Source organism: Micromonospora sp. NPDC047521 (assembly GCF_055587305.1).
On record NZ_JBVJGN010000002.1, the window covers coordinates 223,048 to 241,281 of the forward strand.

The following is an 18,234-nucleotide window of genomic DNA, read 5'->3' on the forward strand; positions in this document are numbered from 1 at the left end:
CCGCTCACGAGCCAGACAGCGCGGTGTTGCGAAGGTCGGCAGCGGAACGGACGAGTGAGGCAATTGCCAGGGAGCGGCTGTTCGGCGGCCAGGCGATCACGGTCGTGACTGTCGGCGCGTCGACGACCGGCACCGCGACGTGGTCGGGCCACTGCCAGGCACGGCTGGAGGCGGGGATCACCAGCAGCGTTTTGCCGAGCGCGACGAGCTGGGCGAGCTGCGACTGGGTGCGCACCTCCGGTCCGGGCCCGTCCGGGTACGACCCGTCCAGCCGGGGCCATCGCGCGATAGGCAGGCCCGGCACGTCGCGGACGTCCGCCATGGTCAGCTGATCGAGGGACGCGAGTGGATGCCCTGCGGGCAGAAGCGCGATCTGACCTTCGACGCAGAGGTCCTCGGTGTCGAACCCGGCGAGGTCGTCGAAGGGACGGTGCATGAGTGCCACGTCGGCGCGCCCGCTGCGCAGCAGCCCCGCCTGCTCACCGACCTCGCACAGGAGCACGTCGACAGGCACCGCGCCGGGCTCGCTCGCAGCCGCGTCCAGGAGCCGTTGCAACAGCTCGTGGGACGCCCCGGCCTTCGTCGCGAGCACCAGCGGCCGTTTCGGATCACCGGCACGCCGTGTCCGTCGATCGGCGGCCGCCACCGCGTCGAGGACGGCTCTCGCCTCGCCGAGTAGCACCCTTCCGGCATCCGTGAGCGCGGTTCCCCGACGGTCCCGGTCGAGGAGGTCGACACCGAGCCGGTGCTCCAGCTGGCGGATCGCCCGCGAGAGCGGCGGCTGGGCGATCCCGAGCCGGACAGCGGCACGCCCGAAGTGCAGTTCCTCGGCGACGGCGACGAAGTAACGGAGTTCGCGTGTCTCCAGGTCACTCACGGACAGAGCCTAACGCGCCTGATACCTGCCGAGTATCACCGCGTACCGGATCGGTCTTGGACGCCGGCTCACGACCCGATGAGCATGAACCGCGTGAACGACAAGAAGATCGCGCTGGTCACCGGCGCGAACAAGGGAATCGGTTTCGCCATCGCCCAGGGCCTCGGAGCGATCGGCTTCACGGTCGCGGTGGGCGCGCGGGACGACGCCAGGCGCGAGGAAGCCGTGGAGCGTCTGCGTGCCGCAGGTCTCGACGCGACAGGGGTCGCCCTCGACGTCACCTCCGACGACAGCGTCACCGCGGCGGCGGCGATCATCGAGCGGACGGCAGGACGCCTCGACGTGCTCGTCAACAACGCGGGCATCAGCGGCCGGACCGACGATGGCGCGCAGGACCCGACGACACTCGACCTCGACGTCGTCCGCACCGTCCTCGAAACGAACGTGTTCGGGGTGGTCCGGGCGACGAACGCGATGCTCCCGCTGCTGCGCCGCTCCAGCTCGCCGCGCATCGTCAACATGTCGAGCAACATGGGCTCCCTGACGTTGCAGACCGGCCCGGTCCTCGCCGCGTACGCACCGTCGAAGTCGATGCTCAACAGCGTCACGGCCCAGTACGCCCGCCGGCTCGCCGACACGAACGTCATCGTGAACGCCGCCTGCCCCGGCTACGTGGCGACTGACTTCACCGGGTTCAACGCGCCACGGACACCCGAGCAGGGTGCCGCGATAGCGATCCGGCTCGCCACCCTGCCGGATGACGGGCCGCGCGGCGGCTTCTTCGACGACGGGGGCGTCGTCCCCTGGTGAGCCGGACGGCACCCTGATCTTGAGCCGAAAGTGTCGTACACCTGTTCTATCGTCGGTTCATGTTGAGGGCGTTGGCGCAGGCGGGCGGTGCCGTTGACGACTGTGCCGAAGCCGTTGCCTGGGCGCTGTCCGACGACGACCTGCTCGCATCGATCGACGCGGCACACGCGGTGGCGCAGCGGTTGGCGACCGTTCAGCTCGGTCTCGTGCGTGAGCTGGACGCCCGTGGCCTCGCGGTCTCCCGGGGCGCCGCGTCCACAACCGTCTGGCTGCGGGAACGGCTCCGACTCTCGAGCCGATCGGCCCGCCAGATGGTCCAGCTCGCCACCACGATCGATGCCGCGCCACCACCGGTCCGCGCGGCCCTGCTCGGCGGCACTCTCACCGTCGAGCAGGGCCGGGTCGTGGCGGAGACGATCGCGGCCCTGCCGGTCGAGGTCGGCCCGGAGGTGGCGGACAAGGCCACCGAGCTGTTGGTCGCCTGGGCAGACCGCTTCGACCCGACCATCCTGAGCCGCCTCGGCGAACGGGTCCTCACGCACGTCGCACCCGACCTGGCCGACCAGGCCGAGTTGGCCGCCCTCACACGGGCCGCCGAGCGGGCCGAGACCCGCCGGCACGTCACCCTGTCCGAGCAGAAGGACGGGCAGGTACGCCTCAGCGGCAACCTCGGCACCGAAACCGCGAGCCTGCTGCGCGAGGCGATCGATCCACTCAGCGCCCCGTCCGGCGACCACGACGACCGCAGCCCCGGCCAGCGCCGGGCGGACGCGCTCGGCGAGATCTGCCGGCTGGCTCTTGGCACCGGCACCCTGCCCGACAACGGCGGCGACCGGCCGCACCTCGTGGTGACCATGTCGCTGGACGCGCTGCTCAACGGGGTACGCGCGGGCACCCTGGAGACCGGCGCGCGCCTCACACCGGGCGCGGTCCGCCGCCTCGCCTGCGACGCCGCCGTACTGCCTGCAGTGCTGGGCGGCAACAGCCAGATCCTGGACGTCGGGCGTCAGCGCCGACTCTTCACGGGCCCCCTGCGACGCGCTCTGGTGCTGCGCGACGGCGGTTGCGCCTTCCCGGGCTGCGACCGGCCCTCCCGTTGGTGCGACGGTCACCACGTCCGGCACTGGGCCGATTGTGGTGTGACAGCCCTGGGCAACGCCGTCCTGCTCTGCGGGCATCATCACCGGCTCATCCACCAGGGCGACTGGACGGTCCGCATCGCACCGGACGGCCAGCCCGAGTTCCTCCCACCCGGCTGGCTCGACCCGCTCCGCACCCCACGCCGCAACCTCTACCACCGGCGCTGCTGAGCCCACGCGACTGCCTTTCTCCTTTCGAAGCGCGAGACGGACCGGTCAGAGCGCGAGCCGGACCGGGCACGCCACCACCCAGCGCCACACCACGCCCAGTGCCACACCACGCCCAGAGCAAGCCACGCCCGGAGCAGGCCACGCCGGAGCGAGCCGCGCCCAGAGCAGGCCACTCCAGAGCAAGCCACGCCCAGAGCAAGCCACGACCGGAGCAAGCCACGACCGGAGCAAGCCACGACCGGAGCGAATCGCGACCGACGCGAGCCGCGCCCTGGTCCGGCCCGCCACGCCCGGGTCTGCCCGCCCACGAGCACTCCGCGTCACGCCCGGCCCGCCCCACCCAAGGCGCGCCACGCCGTCACCATCGGGTGGCCGCTTCGGTAATTCGGTGGTGGGGGTGGGTCGGAGAGCGTAGGGTTGCAGGCCGCTTGACGGCCGAGGTGAGCTGCACCGGAACGGACGTCCCCGCGCCGGGCGGCCGGCCATCCGCCCCCGGACACGCGAGCGAGCAGCAGATGTGAACGATGGGACGTCAGCATGCCCGCACTTGACCTTGACACCCACCTGGACGGCACTCCTCTCGACGCCGACCTGGCCGCCGAGCGCGCACACCTGGACACGTCGCGGGCGGCGCTGCGGCGGATGCGGGAGCGGGCCGAAGCCCTGTTCTCGACAGGTGACCAGGTCGCCGGTGACGCGTACGCCGCGGAAACCCTCGGCCGCACGCTGGCCCGCCGGGTTGCCGAACTCGCCGACGACCCGACCACGCCGCTGTTCTTCGGCCGTCTCGACTTCGCCGGGACCCCGCAGGCGCAGGAGACGGGCGACGACGACAGCACCGGCACCGGCGATCACGACGGTCGGCGGTACCACGTGGGGCGGCGGCACGTCACCGACGAGCTCGGCGAACCGTTGGTGCTGGACTGGCGGGCGCCGGTCTCCCGGTCGTTCTACCGGGCCAGCGCCCGGGATCCGCAGGGCGTGGCGGTCCGGCGGCGGTTCGGGTTCAGCAACGGGGTGCTCACCAGCTTCGAGGATGAGCGGCTGGATCAGGGCGAGGAGCTGGGTACGACCAGTCGAATCCTCACCGCCGAGATCGAGCGGCCGCGTGTCGGGCCGATGCGGGACATCGTCGCGACCATCCAGCCGGAGCAGGACGAGCTGGTCCGGGCCGACCTGGCCGACTCGATCTGTGTGCAGGGAGCGCCGGGCACCGGGAAGACGGCTGTTGGTCTGCACCGGGCCGCGTACCTGCTCTACCTGCACCGGGAGCGGTTGCGGCGGGCCGGTGTGCTGATCGTGGGACCGAACAGGGCGTTCCTGTCGTACATCGCGGCGGTGCTGCCGGCGCTCGGCGAGGTCGAGGTCGAGCAGGCGACCGTGGAGGAGCTGATCGCGCGGGTGCCGGTCCGGGCGGTGGAGCCGCCGGCGGTCGCCGCGCTCAAGCACGACGCGCGGATGGCGAGCGTCCTGCACCGCGCGGCGCAGGCACAGATCGGTACGCCGACGGACTCGATCACCGTCTCGGACGGCTCGTTCCGGTGGCGGATCGGCGTGGAGCCGCTGCACCGGATCGTCGAGGAGACCCGCCGGGAGGGGCTGCCGTACGGCACCGGCCGGGAGCGGGTCCGGGCGCGGGTGGTGAGCCTGCTGCAACGGCAGGCCGAGGCGCGGCGGGCGGAGTCGCCGAGCGACGCGTGGCTGCGCCGGATGGGCCGCTGCCGGCCGGTGCTGGACTTCCTGGACGCGGTCTGGCCGGCTCTCACCCCGGAAGGGCTGGTGCACGGCCTGCTCTCCGACCCGGCCCGGCTCGCCGCCGCTGCGGACGGCCTGCTCACCGACGACGAGCAGGCGCTTCTCATCTGGCCGAAGCCGGCACGCACCCCCAAGGCGACCCGCTGGACCGCAGCCGACACGGTGCTGCTCGACGAGGCGGCCGGGCTGCTCGAACGGCCCTCCGGGTTCGGGCACGTCGTGGTGGACGAGGCGCAGGACCTCTCCCCGATGCAGTGTCGGGCCATTGCCCGGCGCAGCGAGCACGGTTCGATCACCCTCCTCGGTGACCTGGCCCAGGGCACCGCGCCGTGGGCCGCCACGGACTGGGCGCAATCCCTTGCCCATCTGGGCAAGCCGGACGCCGTGGTGGTTCCGCTGACTGTCGGTTTCCGGGTGCCCGCGGCGGTTGTCGCGTTCGCCAACCTCCTGTTGCCGGCGCTCGCCGTGGACGTACCGCCGGCCGAGTCGCTGCGCCGCGACGGCGGCCTGGACGTGCGTACGGTGACCGACCTGACCTCGGCGACGGTGGCCGAGGTGCACGCGGCCCTGGCGCACGACGGCTCGGTCGGCGTGATCGCCGCGGACGACGCCGTCGACGGGCTTCGCGCGGCGCTGACCGCCGCCGGCGTGGCGACCGCGACCGCCGACGACGTGACGGCCGCGGAGCGCGTCACGGTGGTGCCCGCGACGCTGGTCAAGGGCCTGGAGTACGACCATGTGGTGGTGGTCGAGCCGGCCGCGATCGTCGCGGCCGAGCCGCGTGGGCTGCACCGGCTGTACGTGGTGCTCACCCGGGCCGTGTCGCGGCTGTCGGTGCTGCACCACGAGCCCCTGCCCGCGCCACTGCCGGGCCAGCCCGCCAACGGCTGACCGCCCGGCGGGCAAGCGGCGGCTCAGGGTCAGCGGGCGTTCAGGGCGGCGGCGATCTCGCGCAGCGGTTCGCCGGACTCGGCGATCGGCACGGTGAAGGCCAACCACGAGCCGTCGGTGAAGTCGATACGGAGGCGCTTCGGGTTGAGCCGGTGCCAACCGACCCGGGCGGCGGCTACCTCGGCCCGGGGCATCGACCAGACGATTGTCGTCTCGGCTGCCGCCCGCTCGTCGTCGGCCCGGCTCGACCAGAGCTTGACCGCCCCGGACTCGCAGACGAGGAACCGCTTGTCGGTGACGGCGAGGATGGTGTCCCTGATGGAGGTCGCGGGCGGCACCGGCCGGCGGGAGTACTGGAGGGTGGACGCCGCCGAACCGGGAGCGCCGCGACCTGCCACCCCGTGGGTGATCCGGTCGACGAGCCGGTCCCCCGCCGGGAAGGAGACAAGCGGCGAGATCAGGTTGAGCAGCGCACTGGCGACGACGCCTCCGGCGCGGGAGGGTTCGGGTCGCTGCGGGTCCGGTGGGTCGGGCGGCAGGGCGCCCTGGGCGATCCCGGTCTTCGCGACGGCGAGCACCTGCTCACCGGGCTCGACGAGCTGGGTGAGCCGTCCGGAGTAGTCGACGTCCACCATGCTCAGTACCGATCCGGGTGGGACTGACCCGCGCCGGGCGCGTCGGCCATCACCTCACCCACCAGTTCGCGTACGCGGGCGGCGGCCGCCTCCTGGGCACGCTTGGCGGCGGCGGTGAACTCCTCGGCCAGCGTGTACGAGTCGAACCGCATGGCGCGGGCGTTGACGTCGGTCGAGACGATCGTGCCGTCCGCCGAGGCGGTGACCCGCACCAGGCCGGAGTCGCTCACGCCCTCGGCGCTGCTGTCCTCGAGCTCGGCCATCTTGCCGGCCAGTTCACGCTGCCAGCCGTCCAGGTTGCGGGCCAGCGCCTCGATGCGGTCCAGACCGGGAAAGGTCATGTCGGTCCCCTCAGGTCAGGATTGAGTCGAAGACATTCTGCACGCCCTTGGTGTAGGGGCCCAGATCCTCGCGGTAGGTGCCGTCCACCAGGTAGTTGCGGTCCTTGGTGCCGTCGGAGACGTCGTGCAGCCCGACGCCGGTGTCCAGGAGGGAGCCTCCCAGGCCGGGGATGTTCACCGGGGACGCCTGGTTGATCAGGAACTTGCCCGGGAAGAGGGTCTTGAATTTCTCTATCTGGAAGGCCCGCGCCTCGGCGGTCCAGCCGGACTTGTTCCACGCCCGGTACGCCTTCTTCGCCTTGCGGATCTCCAGCACCGCGCGGCGGTACCTCATCAGCAGCTCGGCGACCTTCTGCATCTTGGTAGCCAACTTCGTCAGGATCTCCGCGAACCGCGCCACGATCTTGACCATCCGGCCGACGGTGGTGGCCAGCTTGGCAAGCACCCGGACCACGGTCGCGGCGAGCGAGATGCCGGCGCTGAGCGCCGCCGCCACCGCCGCGATGATCACCTCGGTGAGGAACCAGAGCAGGAACTCGAGGATCAGCTCGACAAGCAGGTTGAAGGCGTCGACAGCCGCGTTGGCCGCGTCGACGAGCACCTCCTTGGTGCCGTCCAAACCCTTGGCCAGTTCCTCGATCGCCTCCTCCACCGAGGCCATCGAGGCGTGGAAGCTCTCGGCGGCGTCGCCCGTCCAGTAACCGCGCAGCCGGGCCCGGTCCTGGATCTGCTCGCCGGCGATCTCGCGGACCGCCGCGCCGGTGTCCAGGCAGAGCTGCGCGGCCCGCATCAGGTCGTCCGGTTCGCCCGCGACAAGCTCGAGAAGTTGCTCGAAGGGCCAGAGCACCGCGTTTGACAGCGGCTTGAACGGGTCGGGGGTGCCCGAGACGATCTGCTCGAAGTAGGTCTTGTTGCGTTGCAACGCCTCGGTGCTCATGCCGGCACCGGCCCGGTCGCGCCGCTGGTGCCGGGCGACCAGGGGCCCGGCGCGATGACGTCGGGGGCGGCCGGGCGGCCAGGTACGAACATGTCGGTGTTTGCCACGTCGGTGCCGGTGTACGCCCCGGCGGTGTCGCGGAGCCCTTCGGCGATGTCCGCCATCACCTCGGCGCCGTCGGCAAGCCCCTGGAGGCACGCCTCGAACTGCTCGGCGTACGTCGCGGCGAGGCTGAACGACGCGGGCATCACCCCGAAGGCGTGCCGGGGCACGTGGCCGTCGCCGAACGAGCGGTGCAGCTCGCGAAAGCGGGCCGCCCGGTCGGTGGAGGCCGCGGCGAACGCCGTCAACGCCTCGGGCTGGACGTCCAGCTCTCTGCTCGGGCTCGACACGGACCCTCCCCTGTGTCCTGTGCGACGGATCAGCCGCTACAGCCACCCACCATAGGCACTGCGCGCCGCAGTCGGTAACCCGACGGCGGAACGGGGTCACACCGCATCGACTTTGTGCCGTAAAGTAGTTTGCATGACCCGCGACGACGACCTGCCTCCCACCGACGCCGCAGCCGCGCTCCGGCTCATCGAGGACCAGCGCTCGCAGACGGTACGCCGACTCGAGCCCGATCCCCGGGTGCTCTACTGGCCGTGGGGCGTCGCCTGGCTCGTCGGCTTCGGGCTGTTCTTCCTGCGCTTCGCACCGGACGACCGGGTGCTGGTCCGGCTGCCCGGGTGGCTGCCGCTGACCGTCCTGTTCGTCCTGCTCCTGTGCGCCGCGGCGATCCAGGCGGTGGCCGGCGCGAAGGCGTACGGCCAGGTGACCGGCGTCTCGGCGACGCGCGGGCGCTGGTACGGCTGCGCCTGGGCGCTGGGTTCGGTGAGCGTGTACGCGGGGCTCGGCCGGATCAGCGAGCACCTGCCGCACGACCTGGCCGCACTGCTCTGGTCGACGACGGCCGTCGGACTGACCAGCGCGCTGCACATGGCCGGCGGCGCGATCTGGCTGGACCGGGACCTGTTCCGGCTGGGCGTGTGGATCGGCGTGATCAACGTGGCCGGCGCGTTCGCCGGGCCGGGCTGGCACTCGCTCGTGGTCTCGGTGGCCGGCGGTGGCGGCATTCTCGTCGCCGGCCTGCTCGCCCACCTGCGTCGGCGGCCCGCACGATGACCGACCTCGACCCGGTCATCCACGCCCAGGCCCGGCTGCGCGTGGTGGCGAGTCTGTCCGCGCTGAACGACGGCGACCGGATCACCTTCCCCCGCCTCCAGGACCTGCTCGCGATGACCGCCGGCAACCTCTCCGTACACCTGCGCAAGCTCGAGGACGCCGGCTACGTGGAGGTCAGCAAGACCCACCGTGGACGCACCCCGACCACCCTGATCCGGCTGAGCCGGCGGGGCCGGCTGGCGTTCGAGGAGTACACCGAGGCCATCCGCACCCTGCTCGACCCCTCCCCGTCGAAGGAGCAGCAATGACCCTCGCCCGAGCCGACCAGGCCAGCCGCCGGTACGGCGACGTCCTCGCCCTCGACCGAGTCGACCTGGAGGTGCGGGCAGGTGAACTGGTCGGCCTGCTCGGTCCGAACGGCGCCGGCAAGAGCACCCTGATGAACCTGCTGGTCGGGCTGCGCAAGCCCAGCTCCGGGCGCGTCGAGCTGTTCGGCGGCGATCCGCGCGACCCGGCGTCGCGGCGACAGATCGGCGTCACCCCGCAGGAGACCGGTCTGCCCGGCACGCTGCGCGTCGGCGAGGTCGTCGACTTCGTCTCCGCGCACTACCCCGACCCGGTGCCCCGGGGAGAACTGCTCGACCGATTCGGCATCGGTGACCTCGTCCGGCGGCAGACCGGCGGGCTCTCCGGCGGGCAGCGCCGCCGGTTGGCCGTGGCGCTGGCGTTCGTCGGTCGGCCCCGACTCGTCCTGCTCGACGAGCCGACCACAGGCCTGGACGTGACCGCCCGGCACACCCTGTGGGACGCGATCCGCGCGTTCCACGACGACGGCGGGACCGTCCTGTTGAGCAGCCACTACCTGGAGGAGGTCGAGGCGCTGGCCCGCCGGGTCGTGGTGATCGGGCAGGGCCGGGTGCTCGCCGACGACACCGTGGACGCGGTGCGCGGCATCGTCGGCGTACGACGGGTCAGCCTGCTCGCCGACGAGCTGCCCGACCTGCCCGGCGTGGTCCGCACCGAACGGATCGACGGTCGGTTGCACCTGCTCACCACCGACGCCGACGAGCTGGTGAGGGCACTGGTCACCACCGGCACCGCCTTCACCGACCTGGAGGTCCGGCCGACCTCGCTCGAGGAGGCATTCCTCGCCATCACCGGCGAAGAGCGGCCCACCGCCGACGCTCAGCCCGCCACCGTTGCCGCCCGACCCACCACCGTCTGAGGAGGCGACCCGATGCAGCTCGCCCTGGTCCATGCCCGCTACCAGCTCCTGGAGATCATCCGGATTCCGGTGGCCGTCTTCGGCAGCGCCTTCTTCCCGGCCGCCGCCATGATCTTCTTCGTGGTGCCGTTCGCGGGTGACGACGCGGTGGGCGCCACCTACGCCACCGCGTCGATGGTCACCTTCTCGGTGATGAGCGCCAACATCTTCCAGTACGGCGTCGGCGTCGCCGAGGACCGCGACCAGCCCTGGAACCCGTACACCCGGACCCTGCCGGCCGGGCCGGCACCCCGCTTCGCCGGCCGGGTGCTCGCCGGCCTGGCCCTGACCTACCTCTCGCTGATCCCGGTCGTGGTGATCGGCGGGACGCTCACCGCGGCGCAGCTCACCCCTGCGGCGTTCCTGCTGGCCCTCGGCACGGTGGCAGTCATCTCGGTGCCGTTCACGCTGATGGGGCTCGCCATCGGCTACTCGCTGCCCAGCAAGGCGGCGATCGTGGTCGCGCAGGTGGTCTTCCTGCCGCTGGCGTTCGGCGGCGGCCTGCTGTCCGCGCCCGGCGACGCGCCCGGGTTCATCGAGACGATCGCGCCGTACCTGCCCACCCGCGGCGCGGCGGAACTGATGTGGTCGGCGGTCGGCGACTACTCGGTCGAGCCGCTGGCGCTGGTCATGCTCGGCGTCTGGGTGGTGCTGCTCGCGGCACTTGCCGGCTGGGCGTACCGGAGGGACGAGGGTCGCCGGTTCAGCTGACGATTCGTCCGTTTCCGCCCCGAGCCGCGGCGGGACGGTGCCAGGATTCCGGCAGGGGGCCGCCGTGGCCGCCCGGGCCGAGAGGGGTCTTGACCGTGAGCACCGTCCCGCCGGGCACGCCCTGCTGGGCCGACCTGGCCACCCCGGACCTGACCGACGCGCGGCGTTTCTACCCGGAACTGTTCGGCTGGACCGGCCAGGTCACGCCGGAACCCGAGGCGGGCGGCTACACGATCTTCCAGCTCGACGGCCGGGCAGTGGCCGGCGCCGGGCCGCCGGCCATCCCGGACCAGGTGCCGATCTGGTCGACGTACGTCGCCACCGACGACGCCGAACTCGTCGCCGGCCGGGTCGAACGGGCCGGCGGGCAGGTGGTGGTGCCGCCGTTCGAGGTGTTCGACAGGGGTTGGATGGCGGTCTTCGCCGACCCGGCCGGTGCCACGTTCAGCGTCTGGCAGCCACTGACCATGGCCGGCGCCGAGGTGGTCGGCGTACCGGGCGCGATGAGCTGGAACGAACTGGTCACCCCCGACCCCGAGGGCGCGAAGGTCTTCTACGAGCTGGTGTTCGGCTGGCAGCCCGACGACCAACCGGTCGCCGGTACGACGTACACCGGGTGGCGCCTCGGGGCGCGGATCGTCGCCGGGATGATGCGGCCACTGGCCGAGGACTTCCCGGCCGATCTGCCGGCGTACTGGACCGTGTACTTCGCGGTGGCCGACGCGGACGCCGCAGCGGCCCGCGCCTCCGAACTCGGCGGCACGATCCTGGTCCCGCCCCGCGACATCCCGTCCGGCCGGTTCGCCGCCCTGCGCGACCCCCAGGGCGCTCTCTTCTCGGTGATCGACCTCGGCAGCTGACGCACTCCGGTCGTGGTTCAGGGAGCGGGGCGGGGGCGCACGGGCACCACCAGGGGGCCGTGAGCTCCGGGCACCACCCGGACGCTTGCCCGGTAGTGGGTGGCGAGCAGGTGCTCGGTCAGCACCTCGTGTGGGCTTCCCGACGCCACCACCTGACCGTCGGCGAGCAGCACCATGCGGTCGGCGTACTCGCCGGCCAGGGACAGGTCGTGCATGGTGGCGACCACCGTGAAGCCGTTCTCCCGGCGGAGCTGGTCGACCAGTTCCAGCACCTCCTGCTGGTGGCCGATGTCGAGGGCGCTTGTCGGCTCGTCCAGCAGCAGCAGCGTCGCGCCCTGGGCCAGCGCGCGGGCCAGGAAGACCCGCTGTCGTTCGCCCCCGGAGAGGGTGGCCAGCTCGCGTCGGTGAAAGCCCACGAGGTCGAGCCGGTGCAGCACGTCGTGTACGGCGTCCACGTCGGCGGCCGACTCCCGGCCCAGCGGCGGGATGTACGGGGTGCGGCCGAGCAGCACGTAGTCCAGCACCGACATGCCCGGCGGTACGACCGGGGACTGCGCCACGGTGGCCACCACCCGGGCGCGGTCCCGGCGACGCAGCGCGGCGCTCGGCGTACCGAAGAGGGTGATGGCCTCCGGCGCGGACAGCAGGCCGCCGATGGCGCGCAGCAGTGTCGACTTGCCGGCGCCGTTCGGACCGATCACGGTGACCCACTCGCCGACGGCGATTGTGAGATCGACTCCGGTGAGGATCGGGGTGCCGTCCAGGCTGACGTGCAGCCCCCGCACCTCGACGGCCGGCCCCCCGGCGGCGGTCCGGTCGGGGCTCATGTGAGCACCCGCCGCGCCGTGCGCAGCACGAGGACGAAGAACGGGCCGCCGAGCAGCGCGGTCACCACCCCGATGGGCACCTCGGCAGGCGCGGCGGCGGTACGGGCCACCACGTCGGTAAGCGCCAGGAACGCGCCGCCGAACAGCAGCGACAGCGGCAGGATCACCCGGTAGCTCGACCCGGCGAGCAGCCGGACGGTGTGCGGCACGATGATGCCCACGAAGCCGATCAGCCCGGTCGCGGAGACCGCCGCCGCGGTGCCCAGGGAGGCGGCGGCGATCAGCAGGTACCGGGTGCGCTGCGGGTGCAGGCCCAGGCTCCTCGCCTCGTCGTCGCCGACCGCGAGGACGTCCAGCTCACGGCGGTGCAGCAGGACCACGACGGTGGTCAGGGCGGCGTACGGCAGCACCAGCAGCACGTCGTGCCAGCCGGCGGTGGCCAGCCGACCGAGCAGCCACGAGTAGACCGGCTGGATGCTGTCGGCGTGTCGTTGCAGCAGGTACGTCTGCCCGGCGGAGAGGAACGCGGAGACGGCCACCCCGGCCAGGATCAGCATCGCCGGTGACCGGCTCCGGCCGCCGGCCCCGCCGAGCACGTAGGTCATCGTGACGGCGAGCAGCGAACCGGCGAACGCGGCAAGCGGGACGGTCAGCGGCAGCCCCGAGAGCGAGCCCTCCAGGCCGGCGCCACCGAGGGAGATCACGGCGGTGACCGCGAGGCCCGCACCGGCGGCGACACCGAGCAGGTACGGGTCGGCCAACGGGTTGCGGAACACGCCCTGGTAGCAGCCGCCGGCCAGGGCGAGCAGACCACCGACGAGCAGGCCCAGCACGACCCGGGGCAGCCGCAGCTCGGTGACGATCGCGGCCTCGCGCTCGGAGAGCCCGCTGTCGAGGTGCACGCCGGGGAGCAGGTTGAGCAGTTCGGCGGCGACGCTGCCCGGCGGCAGGCTCACCGGCCCGAGTGACACCCCGGCGACAAGCGCGACGAGCACCGCGAACAACCCCGCGACCAGCCAACGCACGCGTAGGCCGGCGGGCCGGGCCGCGGAGAGCAGCCCGGCGGGCCGAGCCGCGGAGAGCGGCTCGGTCATCGACGGACCAGTGTCACGCGTGCACCTTGGCGACCGCGTCGATGATCACCCGGAGCAGGTCCACGACTCGCGGACCCCAGCGGGAGGCGACGTCGTCGTCCAGTGCGACCACCTGGTTGTTCTTCACGGCGGTGAGCCCCGCCCAGCCACTGCGCGCCTTGACCGTGTCGGCGTTCTGCTGGCAGCACTTCGAGTCGGCCAGGAAGACGAAGTCCGGGTCGGCCTTGACGATGAACTCCTGGGACAGCTGCGGGTAGCCGAAGTTCTTGCCGTCCGCGTCTGCCGGGTCGGCGATGTTGGCGAGGCCCACCAGGCTGTAGAGCGAGCCGATGAAGGTCTTGCTCGTCGCGCTGTACAGCTCGGGGCCCAGCTCGTGGTAGTAGGTGAGCTTCTCGGCGCGCTGCGGCAGGTCCTTGACCAGCTTGGCGATGTCGTCCTTCATCCGGGTGGTGACGTCGGTGGCCTGGTCGGCGTGCCCGGTCAGCGTGCCCAGCTCGGTGATCTGCCGGTACGTGTCGTCGAGCGTCGTCGCCGCCGGGGTCCGGTACACCGGGATCTTCAGCTTGCCGAGCTGCTCGACGATCTTGTTGCGGTCGTCGGAGAGCACCACCAGGTCGGGGTTCTTACCGGCGATCGCCTCGGCGTTCGGCTGGAACGCGGAGAGGTCGCTCTTGGGCACGTCGGCCGGGTAGTTGGACTGGTCGTCGACGGCGATCACCTGCGGGCCGGCACCGATCGCGAAGACCATCTCGGTGGCGCTGGGCGACAGCACGACGATCTTCTCAGGGCGCTTGTCGAGGGTGAGCGCGCCGACAGTCACCGGGAAACTGGCGGCCGCGGTGCCGGTGGTCGGCTTGTCGTCGGCCTTCTCGGCGCAGGCGCCGAGGGCCAGCGCGGCGACCGCGAGGGTCGCGGCGAAGAGCCGAGGGGTACGTCTGAACATGGGGCCTCCTGTCGGTCGAGGAGTGTGGTGCTTCGCCGACAGGGACTTTCGTACGCCCGCCCACGAGGCGCCCTTCCTCGAGAGCGCGTGTCGCGACCGGTCCGCAGGCGACCTGGCTCGTCCCCGCCGTCGGGCGGGGCATCACAGTTGCGGGACAGCGCCGGGTTGAGCACCGGCTTCGCTGCGGACTGGTCGGTAAGACGGTAGCGCACCGACCCGACGTGCCGGATCGATCAAGGGCCGATCGACGACGCGCGATGCCTGGACCGGCGCGCATCGAGGGATATGTCCCGGATCAGGAGGCTCGGGGACGGGTGGCGGGGCCCCGCCGGGGCGGAGCGGGGCCCCACCCGATCAGGAGGAGGTGATGGTGACGTTGTCCACAGCCGCCTCGACGAGGCTGGCGCCCGAGGCATCCGCCGCCTCGACGAGGATGCGGACGGACTGCCCGGCGTACGGGGTGAGGTTGAGGTTCGCCACCGCCCAGCTCCCGTTGCGGTTGGTGGCCGCTCCGGCCTGGGTGAGCAGGGCTGTCGTGCCGCCGTTGTGCACCACGCTGACCCGCAGGTAGTCGGCCGACGAGGCGTTCGAGCCGTGCGCCAGGTACCAGGCGAGGGAGAGGGTCAGCGTGCCGGACGACGGCAGCGTCACCGCCGGGGACCGGGCGCTAGTCACGCCGCCGTCGAGGTCGTAGTCACCTGCCGCCGAGCCGGCGAGCCTCCCGGTGACCAGGTCGTTCGCTCCGGCGTACGGGGTGAGCTGCTTGGCGCCGGAGGACGTGGTCGCCTGGGCGGCGCCCCGCTCGAACGCGCCGGCCGTGGCGGTGTCGGTGCCGGACGGGTTGATGGTCCAGCCGGTGGCCGTCTCGAAGGTGTCCGACCAGACAGTGGTGCCGCCACCCCCGCTGCCGCAGTACTGTGCCTGCTTGCCGATGGCCCGGTACGGGCAGTCGGCGTACTCGCTGAGCAGCAGCACGGCCTCGCGGTTGCGGCTGGTCTGCGCCGGGATCACCTCGTCGGGCGGGTAGAAGCCGCCGCCGCTCGCCGAGCCGGGGTACATCTCGAAGGTGTACGCCCAGATGTTGTGGGTGGCCCACATCCAGTCGAGGCTGTCCCCGTCGGTGATGTAGAGGTCGCTCGACTGTTCCGGGGTGTAGTTGTTGGTGGCCGCCATCTGCTGGCCGATGGTGGCGAAGGTGTTGTACTGGTCGGCGTTCATCCCGGTCGCGGTGTTCGCCGTGGTGTAGCCGTACGGCCAGAGCACCAGCTGCGAGTACGTGTGGAAGTCGATGTTCGCCTTGATCTGCTGCGTCCCGCCGACCACCCGACTGTTGACGAAGTTGCGCAGCGCCTGCGTCTCGGGTGCGGAGAACGCCGACGGGCCGCGGTACGTCTCCGACGAGGTGCTGCCGGACGAGCCGCCGCAGCAGCCCCAGTTGTAGCCCCAGTTGCGGTTCAGGTCGGTGCCGACGTTCGACGAGCCGCTGTTGGGTTGCCGGTTCTTGCGCCAGGAGCGGTACGACCCGGTGGCGATGTCGTACTCGCTGCCGTCCGGGTTGACGGTCGGCACGATCCAGATCTCCCGGCTGTTGACGATGTTGGTGATCCGGGAGTCGCCGCCGTAGCTGTCGGTGAAGAGGTTGAGCAGGTAGATCGCCATCTCGACGGTCAGGTGCTCGCGGGCGTGCTGCTGGGAGTTGAACAGGATCTCCGGCTCGTTCTCGTCGGTGCCCACGTTGTCGGAGATCTTCACCGCCATCAGGTCGCGGCCCTCGTACGACGAACCGATGCTGATCTTGCGGGCGATGGCCGGATGGTCGGCGACGACCTGGTTCACGACGGCGGTCAGCTCCGCGTAGTCGTGGTAGTTGGAGTCGGCGGGCGGGAAGGCCAGTGTGCCGACGTCGCCGGCCCCGCGTTCGGCGCTGGGCGGCGGGGCGAGCGGTTCCAGTCGGAAGCCGAGTTTGCCGATCGCGGCGGCCTCGGCGGCGGTGGCCGAGATGTGCAGGACGCCGTGCTCGGAGTAGTCGATGGCGGCTCCGGTGCGGGCCACCGCGTTGCGGTCGGCGAGGGTCCGGGGCCCGAGCACCCGGTAGCCGGTGGCGACCGGCTCGGCGCTGCGGTCCGGCGCCGGTCGGGCGGCGACCGGGCCGGTGGCGACGGTGACGATTCCCAGCCCGGTGACGACGGCGAGCACCAGGGCGCGGCGGAGACGGATGGGCGTGCGGAGGGCCATGGACTTCCTCCTCGGTCGGCGGGAGATCCCGCTCGGTGGAGGACACTTCACCATCTGTCACATGGTCATATCAATATTGATCGCTGCCTTAAGCATCCCAGGAGGATCATCGCGGCGGCAATGATTTTCCATCCCTGAACATCTGGCGAAACTTCCCTCCAAGCGGAACACTGACCAGCGACGATGTCCCTCTCGACACCGCGGAGCACCCATGGCCAGATCCCGCCTGCACGCGGCCGCCCTCGCCGGCGTCACCGCGCTCACCCTGCTCGCCACCGCCGCGCCCGCCACCGCGGCCCGCCCGCCCGCCGTCGTCCACGACGAGCAGATCACCTTCCAGGACTGGTCCGGGCCCGCCGACTGGCACCGGGGCAGCCGGGACGGCACCCGCGTCGTGCCCGGCGCCCGGGCGGGCGTCACCCTGGCCCGCCCGGCCGGCACCACCGAATACGCCGATCCGCACACCGGCACCACCCGCACCTGGGAGTACGGCACCTGGACGTCGCCGGTGACCCGGATCGGGTTCGACGCCACCGAGCTGATCGCCTCCTGGAACGCCGAGACCCCCGCCGGCACCTGGATCCAGGTCGAGATGCAGGGCAGCTACACGAGCGGCGACCAGACCCCGTGGTACGTCATGGGCCGCTGGGCGTCCGGCGACAGCGACATCAAACGGGCGAGCGTCAACCGGCAGGGCGACCCCTGGTCGACGATCTGGACCGACACCTTCAGCATCGACGACGCCGACGCCGGGGTGCTGCTGCGGTCGTACCAGCTGCGGCTGACCCTCTACCGGGCGCCCGGGCAGACCGCCGCGCCCGTGGTCCGGATGCTCGGCGCGATGAGTTCCACAGTGCCGGACCGGTTCACAGTCGCGCCGAGCGCCGGGCACATCGCCTGGGGCGTCGAGCTGCCGGTGCCGCGCTACTCGCAGAACGTGCACGCCGGGCACTACCCCGAGTACGACGGCGGCGGCGAGGCCTGGTGCTCCCCCACCTCCACCGAGATGGTCGTCGAGTACTGGGGGCGCGGCCCGTCGCCGGCCGACACCTCCTGGGTGGACCCGACCTACCCCGACCCGACCGTCAACCACGCCGCGCGGATGACCTACGACCACGAGTACGACGGCGCCGGCAACTGGCCGTTCAACACCGCGTACGCGGCAAGCTTCCCGGGCCTGGAGGGGCGGGTGACGCGGCTGCACTCGCTCGACGAGGTGGAGCGTTTCATCGCCGCCGGCATCCCCGTGGTGACCAGCCAGTCCTTCCTCGCCAGCGAGCTGGACGGGGCGAACTACGGCACCTCCGGGCACCTGTTCGTGGTGGTCGGGTTCACCGCCGACGGTGACGTGATCGTCAACGACCCCGCCTCGTCGAGCAACGACGTGGTGCGCAACGTCTACAAGCGGGCCCAGTTCGAGCAGATCTGGCTGCGGACCAAGCGCACGAACGCCAGCGGCGGCACCTCCGGCGGGTCCGGCGGCATCGCGTACCTGATCAAGCCGACGTCGAAGCCCTGGCCCAAGGTCCCCGGCTCCACCAACTGGTAGGCCGAGCGGGGTTGATCATGAAGTTACCGCC

Annotated in this window: 18 protein-coding genes; 9 read left to right on the top strand and 9 right to left on the bottom strand. The window is 71.8% G+C overall.

Annotated features, from left to right (window positions below; all coding sequences use genetic code 11):
* Positions 1-4: 4 nt before the first annotated feature.
* Positions 5-868, bottom strand: a complete 864-nt coding sequence (locus ACZ6N8_RS04890; RefSeq protein WP_466008301.1) for a LysR family transcriptional regulator — start codon at positions 866-868, stop codon at positions 5-7.
* Positions 869-970: 102 nt separating this feature from the next.
* Between ACZ6N8_RS04890 and ACZ6N8_RS04895 the strand changes: the two genes are divergently transcribed.
* The 3 genes from ACZ6N8_RS04895 to ACZ6N8_RS04905 all read left to right on the top strand — a co-directional run bounded on the left by ACZ6N8_RS04895 (position 971) and on the right by ACZ6N8_RS04905 (position 5,643).
* On the top strand, positions 971-1,687 hold the full coding sequence (locus ACZ6N8_RS04895) for an SDR family oxidoreductase (RefSeq protein WP_466007594.1): 717 nt from the start codon (positions 971-973) through the stop codon (positions 1,685-1,687).
* Positions 1,688-1,746: 59 nt separating this feature from the next.
* The gene (locus ACZ6N8_RS04900; protein WP_466007596.1) at positions 1,747-2,997 is read left to right on the top strand and encodes an HNH endonuclease signature motif containing protein; all 1,251 of its coding nucleotides are present in this window, start codon (positions 1,747-1,749) and stop codon (positions 2,995-2,997) included.
* Positions 2,998-3,534: 537 nt separating this feature from the next.
* The gene (locus ACZ6N8_RS04905) at positions 3,535-5,643 is read left to right on the top strand and encodes a HelD family protein (RefSeq protein ID WP_466007598.1); all 2,109 of its coding nucleotides are present in this window, start codon (positions 3,535-3,537) and stop codon (positions 5,641-5,643) included.
* 29 nt (positions 5,644-5,672) lie between these two features.
* Here ACZ6N8_RS04905 and ACZ6N8_RS04910 read toward each other — a convergent pair whose 3' ends face one another.
* From ACZ6N8_RS04910 to ACZ6N8_RS04925, 4 genes are read right to left on the bottom strand one after another with little or no spacing between them, the layout of a single operon-like run.
* The gene (locus ACZ6N8_RS04910; RefSeq protein WP_466007599.1) at positions 5,673-6,278 is read right to left on the bottom strand and encodes a hypothetical protein; all 606 of its coding nucleotides are present in this window, start codon (positions 6,276-6,278) and stop codon (positions 5,673-5,675) included.
* A 2-nt stretch (positions 6,279-6,280) separates the two neighbouring features.
* The gene (locus ACZ6N8_RS04915) at positions 6,281-6,619 is read right to left on the bottom strand and encodes a YbaB/EbfC family nucleoid-associated protein (protein ID WP_357982660.1); all 339 of its coding nucleotides are present in this window, start codon (positions 6,617-6,619) and stop codon (positions 6,281-6,283) included.
* Positions 6,620-6,629: 10 nt separating this feature from the next.
* Positions 6,630-7,556 (bottom strand): WXG100 family type VII secretion target, encoded by a 927-nt coding sequence (locus tag ACZ6N8_RS04920; RefSeq protein ID WP_151492865.1) that lies wholly within the window; start codon positions 7,554-7,556, stop codon positions 6,630-6,632.
* A complete protein-coding gene (locus ACZ6N8_RS04925) occupies positions 7,553-7,948 on the bottom strand; it encodes a type VII secretion target (protein ID WP_466007601.1) in 396 nt (131 codons plus the stop codon). The genes ACZ6N8_RS04920 and ACZ6N8_RS04925 overlap by 4 nt, the downstream gene beginning before the upstream one ends.
* A gap of 133 nt (positions 7,949-8,081) precedes the next feature.
* On the opposite strand from ACZ6N8_RS04925, the gene ACZ6N8_RS04930 reads away from it, so the two are divergent.
* The 5 genes from ACZ6N8_RS04930 to ACZ6N8_RS04950 all read left to right on the top strand — a co-directional run bounded on the left by ACZ6N8_RS04930 (position 8,082) and on the right by ACZ6N8_RS04950 (position 11,555).
* Positions 8,082-8,720, top strand: coding sequence for a transporter (locus ACZ6N8_RS04930; protein WP_466007603.1), 639 nt, complete (start codon positions 8,082-8,084; stop codon positions 8,718-8,720).
* Positions 8,717-9,028 (top strand): transcriptional regulator, encoded by a 312-nt coding sequence (locus ACZ6N8_RS04935; RefSeq protein ID WP_466007605.1) that lies wholly within the window; start codon positions 8,717-8,719, stop codon positions 9,026-9,028. The genes ACZ6N8_RS04930 and ACZ6N8_RS04935 overlap by 4 nt, the downstream gene beginning before the upstream one ends.
* On the top strand, positions 9,025-9,945 hold the full coding sequence (locus tag ACZ6N8_RS04940; protein WP_466007607.1) for an ABC transporter ATP-binding protein: 921 nt from the start codon (positions 9,025-9,027) through the stop codon (positions 9,943-9,945). Before ACZ6N8_RS04935 ends, ACZ6N8_RS04940 begins: the two co-directional genes overlap by 4 nt.
* A 12-nt stretch (positions 9,946-9,957) precedes the next feature.
* Positions 9,958-10,695, top strand: coding sequence for an ABC transporter permease (locus tag ACZ6N8_RS04945; RefSeq protein WP_466007609.1), 738 nt, complete (start codon positions 9,958-9,960; stop codon positions 10,693-10,695).
* 95 nt (positions 10,696-10,790) lie between these two features.
* Positions 10,791-11,555: a VOC family protein gene (locus ACZ6N8_RS04950; RefSeq protein WP_466007611.1), complete on the top strand. Its 765-nt coding sequence runs from the start codon at positions 10,791-10,793 to the stop codon at positions 11,553-11,555.
* A 17-nt stretch (positions 11,556-11,572) separates the two neighbouring features.
* Here the strand turns inward: ACZ6N8_RS04950 and ACZ6N8_RS04955 are convergent, their stop codons facing one another.
* The 4 genes from ACZ6N8_RS04955 to ACZ6N8_RS04970 all read right to left on the bottom strand — a co-directional run bounded on the left by ACZ6N8_RS04955 (position 11,573) and on the right by ACZ6N8_RS04970 (position 16,654).
* Positions 11,573-12,382 (bottom strand): ABC transporter ATP-binding protein, encoded by an 810-nt coding sequence (locus ACZ6N8_RS04955; protein ID WP_466007613.1) that lies wholly within the window; start codon positions 12,380-12,382, stop codon positions 11,573-11,575.
* On the bottom strand, positions 12,379-13,476 hold the full coding sequence (locus ACZ6N8_RS04960; RefSeq protein ID WP_466007615.1) for a FecCD family ABC transporter permease: 1,098 nt from the start codon (positions 13,474-13,476) through the stop codon (positions 12,379-12,381). The genes ACZ6N8_RS04955 and ACZ6N8_RS04960 overlap by 4 nt, the downstream gene beginning before the upstream one ends.
* A 13-nt stretch (positions 13,477-13,489) precedes the next feature.
* Positions 13,490-14,419 (bottom strand): ABC transporter substrate-binding protein, encoded by a 930-nt coding sequence (locus ACZ6N8_RS04965; RefSeq protein ID WP_466007617.1) that lies wholly within the window; start codon positions 14,417-14,419, stop codon positions 13,490-13,492.
* A gap of 354 nt (positions 14,420-14,773) precedes the next feature.
* Positions 14,774-16,654 (bottom strand): M14 family metallopeptidase, encoded by a 1,881-nt coding sequence (locus tag ACZ6N8_RS04970; protein ID WP_466007619.1) that lies wholly within the window; start codon positions 16,652-16,654, stop codon positions 14,774-14,776.
* 211 nt (positions 16,655-16,865) lie between these two features.
* Between ACZ6N8_RS04970 and ACZ6N8_RS04975 the strand changes: the two genes are divergently transcribed.
* A complete protein-coding gene (locus tag ACZ6N8_RS04975; protein WP_466007621.1) occupies positions 16,866-18,203 on the top strand; it encodes a C39 family peptidase in 1,338 nt (445 codons plus the stop codon).
* The last annotated feature ends 31 nt before the right edge of the window (positions 18,204-18,234 follow it).

Bases quoted from the DNA above. Each gene is read 5' to 3' on its own strand.
- ACZ6N8_RS04915 (WP_357982660.1), bottom strand. From the start codon at position 6,619: ATGACCTTTCCCGGTCTGGACCGCATCGAGGCGCTGGCCCGCAACCTG.
- ACZ6N8_RS04955 (WP_466007613.1), bottom strand. From the start codon at position 12,382: ATGAGCCCCGACCGGACCGCCGCCGGGGGGCCGGCCGTCGAGGTGCGG.
- ACZ6N8_RS04900 (WP_466007596.1), top strand. From the start codon at position 1,747: ATGTTGAGGGCGTTGGCGCAGGCGGGCGGTGCCGTTGACGACTGTGCC.
- ACZ6N8_RS04945 (WP_466007609.1), top strand. From the start codon at position 9,958: ATGCAGCTCGCCCTGGTCCATGCCCGCTACCAGCTCCTGGAGATCATC.
- ACZ6N8_RS04930 (WP_466007603.1), top strand. From the start codon at position 8,082: ATGACCCGCGACGACGACCTGCCTCCCACCGACGCCGCAGCCGCGCTC.
- ACZ6N8_RS04965 (WP_466007617.1), bottom strand. From the start codon at position 14,419: ATGTTCAGACGTACCCCTCGGCTCTTCGCCGCGACCCTCGCGGTCGCC.
- ACZ6N8_RS04905 (WP_466007598.1), top strand. From the start codon at position 3,535: ATGCCCGCACTTGACCTTGACACCCACCTGGACGGCACTCCTCTCGAC.
- ACZ6N8_RS04920 (WP_151492865.1), bottom strand. From the start codon at position 7,556: ATGAGCACCGAGGCGTTGCAACGCAACAAGACCTACTTCGAGCAGATC.
- ACZ6N8_RS04910 (WP_466007599.1), bottom strand. From the start codon at position 6,278: ATGGTGGACGTCGACTACTCCGGACGGCTCACCCAGCTCGTCGAGCCC.
- ACZ6N8_RS04935 (WP_466007605.1), top strand. From the start codon at position 8,717: ATGACCGACCTCGACCCGGTCATCCACGCCCAGGCCCGGCTGCGCGTG.
- ACZ6N8_RS04940 (WP_466007607.1), top strand. From the start codon at position 9,025: ATGACCCTCGCCCGAGCCGACCAGGCCAGCCGCCGGTACGGCGACGTC.
- ACZ6N8_RS04960 (WP_466007615.1), bottom strand. From the start codon at position 13,476: ATGACCGAGCCGCTCTCCGCGGCTCGGCCCGCCGGGCTGCTCTCCGCG.
- ACZ6N8_RS04975 (WP_466007621.1), top strand. From the start codon at position 16,866: ATGGCCAGATCCCGCCTGCACGCGGCCGCCCTCGCCGGCGTCACCGCG.
- ACZ6N8_RS04970 (WP_466007619.1), bottom strand. From the start codon at position 16,654: ATGGCCCTCCGCACGCCCATCCGTCTCCGCCGCGCCCTGGTGCTCGCC.